Origin of the sequence: Bradyrhizobium guangdongense (assembly GCF_006483445.1) — a bacterium.
In the GTDB taxonomy this organism is placed as follows: Bacteria; Pseudomonadota; Alphaproteobacteria; order Rhizobiales; family Xanthobacteraceae; genus Bradyrhizobium; species Bradyrhizobium guangdongense_A.
Genome location: NZ_PPPT01000125.1, coordinates 1 through 2,995, shown reverse-complemented (window position 1 = coordinate 2,995; position 2,995 = coordinate 1). Strand labels below are relative to the sequence as shown.

6 protein-coding genes are annotated in these 2,995 nt (G+C 64.2%); 3 read left to right on the top strand and 3 right to left on the bottom strand.

From position 1 onward, the window contains the following. The 3 genes from C2U70_RS18580 to C2U70_RS18570 form a co-directional block, all read right to left on the bottom strand. Positions 1-228, bottom strand: a 228-nt coding sequence (locus tag C2U70_RS18580; RefSeq protein WP_433960686.1) for a GCG_CRPN prefix-to-repeats domain-containing protein, incomplete at its 3' end; no start/stop codon positions are given. Positions 229-448: 220 nt separating this feature from the next. Beyond that, the gene (locus C2U70_RS18575; RefSeq protein WP_140979875.1) at positions 449-955 is read right to left on the bottom strand and encodes a hypothetical protein; all 507 of its coding nucleotides are present in this window, start codon (positions 953-955) and stop codon (positions 449-451) included. A 63-nt stretch (positions 956-1,018) separates the two neighbouring features. Further along, positions 1,019-1,717: an ArsR/SmtB family transcription factor gene (locus tag C2U70_RS18570; RefSeq protein ID WP_186294341.1), complete on the bottom strand. Its 699-nt coding sequence runs from the start codon at positions 1,715-1,717 to the stop codon at positions 1,019-1,021. A 165-nt stretch (positions 1,718-1,882) separates the two neighbouring features. Here C2U70_RS18570 and C2U70_RS18565 point away from each other — a divergent pair, with 165 nt between their 5' ends. The 3 genes from C2U70_RS18565 to C2U70_RS18555 form a co-directional block, all read left to right on the top strand. Continuing rightward, complete coding sequence (locus tag C2U70_RS18565) at positions 1,883-2,191, top strand: NIPSNAP family protein (protein WP_140979873.1); 309 nt, start codon at positions 1,883-1,885, stop codon at positions 2,189-2,191. Between the two features lie 30 nt (positions 2,192-2,221). Further along, a complete protein-coding gene (locus C2U70_RS18560; RefSeq protein ID WP_140979872.1) occupies positions 2,222-2,572 on the top strand; it encodes an antibiotic biosynthesis monooxygenase family protein in 351 nt (116 codons plus the stop codon). 54 nt (positions 2,573-2,626) lie between these two features. Beyond that, positions 2,627-2,995, top strand: a 369-nt coding sequence (locus tag C2U70_RS18555; RefSeq protein WP_186294340.1) for an isocitrate lyase/phosphoenolpyruvate mutase family protein, incomplete at its 3' end; no start/stop codon positions are given.

Below are 2,995 nucleotides of genomic sequence, written 5' to 3'. Positions count from 1 at the left end.
GCAGATGCGCGCGCGCGGCACGACGACGACCGGAGCCGGGGCGACAACGACCGGACGGGGAGCGACGTAGACCGGCGCGGGGGCCACGACGACGGCGCGTCCCATCGGCTGGCAGCCACCATAGGGTCCGCGATACCAGCCGGGGCCGCATCCGCCGGCGGCACTCGCAGCCTCGGTGAAACCGACGACCGCGCTTGCGACCATGGCGACGGCAAACAGGTATTTCATAGGTTGATCCTTCTCGTCCTTGGAGCGGCGCTTGCGGCGCACAATGAATCAATGAGCGCGATTCGACACGTTAATTTTTGGCGACACGTCGACACGGCACAATCCAAACTGGCAATCATGACCTGAATGCGACGTGAACGGCGGCTCGCGCCTTTGGCTTTGGGTGCAGATGGCGCCGGGACCGGCGCCTAATGCTTAGTCGTCGGGGGCCGTCTTTCGTTCATTCGATTTTTGGCGTGGTCTCGAAATTGCCGTCGGTGTTGGCAGTGTAAAGGTGCTTCAGATTCCCGCCTTCACCGAGCAGGTAATAGTGGTTGCCGATGACCCCCGTCTCGTTTCGGGCGCCGCGGAAGACGATCAGGCGGCTGTCGGCGCGGCTGACCACGGCGTCAAAATCGTCGCCGACCTCGCGCCAGCCCGACACGGTGAAGAGCTCGGTGATGCGGCCGGACTGCGCGTCCAGCAGCACGGGCGCGACACAGGCGGAGCCGCAGGGCAGCTTGATTACGAAGTAGTGGCCGGCCGCGCTGACCTTCTCCTTTGTGATCGCGTAGTTAAACTGCTCGCGGACGTCGCGAAGATACTGGTTGTGCAGCCGCGGCTTTGCCGGCTTGCCGGTGAACACCTTTGCCGGATAGTCCGAAAATTTCGGCGGAGCATCGGCGCGGGCGGGCAGGATGTAGCCGGCGACGAGGAGGGCGGGCGTCAGGCGAAGCAGGCGATGCATGGCGGTCTCGGAGCGTTCGTGCCCCGATAGGTCGTGCCGGCTCGTGGAAAGTTCAAACCGCGGCTAGTCGCCGCCATTGCCGAACAACGCGGCAAAGCTCTTCTCGCCGGTGCGGGTGAAATTCACCACGCGGCTGCCGGGCGTCGCATCGCGCGCCGCCCATTTCAGCTCGGTGAAGCGCGCCATCATGGTCGCGCCCAGGGTGCCGGCGAGATGATGGCGCCGCTCGCTCCAGTCCAGGCACGCCTTGCAGACGGGGCGGCGCGGATGGGCGAGCATGTCGGGCGAGATCTGCAAATGCTTGGCGAGGAAGCGCTCGCCCTCAGTGGTGAGCTCGATGTCCTGCTTCTTCTGCCGCACCAGGCGCCGCGCGCGCATGCTGTCGAGCATCTGCACGCCGAGATCGCCGGCGAGGTGATCGTAACAGATGCGCGCCCGCCGCAGCGCCGGATCCTTCGGTCCTGTGCGCACGCGCATGTGCCCGGCGCGCGCGGCAAGGCCCGCGAGGCCCTCCAGCACGCCGGCAACGTCGGGATCGGTGAGGCGGTAGTAGCGGTGGCGGCCCTGCTTCTCCGGCTCGATCAGCCCGCCGGCCTCGAGCTTGCCGAGATGCGAGCTCGCGGTCTGCGGCGTGATGCCGGCCTCCTGCGCCAGTTCGCTCGCGGTCAGCGCGCGGCCGTTCATCAGCGCAGTCAGCATGTTGGCGCGGGCGGGGTCGCCGACCAGCGAAGCGACCATGGCGATGTCGGGTCCTGCTTTCATGCTTCGATGATAGCCGAAGCGTTGTTGAGGGGCAAGGCAGTAGTCTGTAACAGCATCGTCATTGCGAGGAACGAAGTGACGAAGCAATTCAGACTGTCTCCGCGGACAGATTCCTGGATTGCTTCGCTGCGCTCGCAATGACGGAGAAAACGTCAGGAGCATACCATGTCCATCACCGTCTTCATCCGCTATCAGCTCGATCCCTTCAAGCGCGCGCAGTTCGAGGACTATTCGAAGCGCTGGCTCACCATCATTCCGAAATGCGGCGGCGATCTCATCGGCTATTTCATGCCGCATGAGGGAACCAACAACATTGCATTCGCGCTGATCACCTTCGAGAGCCTGGCCGCTTACGAAGCCTATCGCGCACGACTGCGCGGAGATGCGGAGGGCATGGCCAACTTCAACTTTGCGGAGGAGCACAAATTTATCCTGGGCGAAGAGCGGACCTTCTTGCGCAAGGTGGTATTGTAGGCCATCACCAGCCGCAACACAGGAGGCCCCATGATCGCCGTGATCTTCGAGGTCTGGCCGAAGGACGAGCATCGGCAGCATTATTTCGACCTTGCCGCCGACCTGAAGCCGATCCTGCAGACCATCGACGGCTTCATCTCGGTCGAGCGCTTTGAAAGCCTGGCCGAGAAGGGAAAAATCCTGTCGCTGTCGTTCTGGCGCGACGAGGCGGCGGTGCAGGCGTGGCGCAACACGATGGAGCATCGCCGCGCGCAGGCGAAGGGACGCGCGACGGTCTTTTCCGATTATCGCCTGCGCATCGCCGGCGTCATCAGGGACTACGGCATGAGCGAACGCGACCAGGCGCCGAAGGACAGCCGCGTCGCGCACGAGGCGCACTAGCGCTAGCGTGGGCGCATCCCCATCTCTGCGCCGCGAACACCAAGGGAGAGAAACATGACGGTCACGACCGCCGACAAGCGCGCCAATTTCAAGAAGATGCACAAGAGCGGATGCTTCATCCTGCCCAATCCGGTTGACGTCGGCAGCGCCAAGGCCTTGCAGCATCTCGGCTTCAAGGCGATCGCTTCGAGCAGCGCGGGCTTTGCCTGGACCATCGGCAAGGCCGACAACCGCGTCACGCTCGATGACGTCTGTCAGCATCTGGCAGCATTGTGCACGGCGACCGACATTCCCGTGAACGCGGATTTCGAGGGTGGCTTTGCCGTCGAGCCGGACAGGGTGGCCGCCAATGTCGGGCGCGGCGTGCTGACCGGCGTGGCCGGCCTGTCGATCGAGGATTCCACCGGCGACAAGGACAAGCCG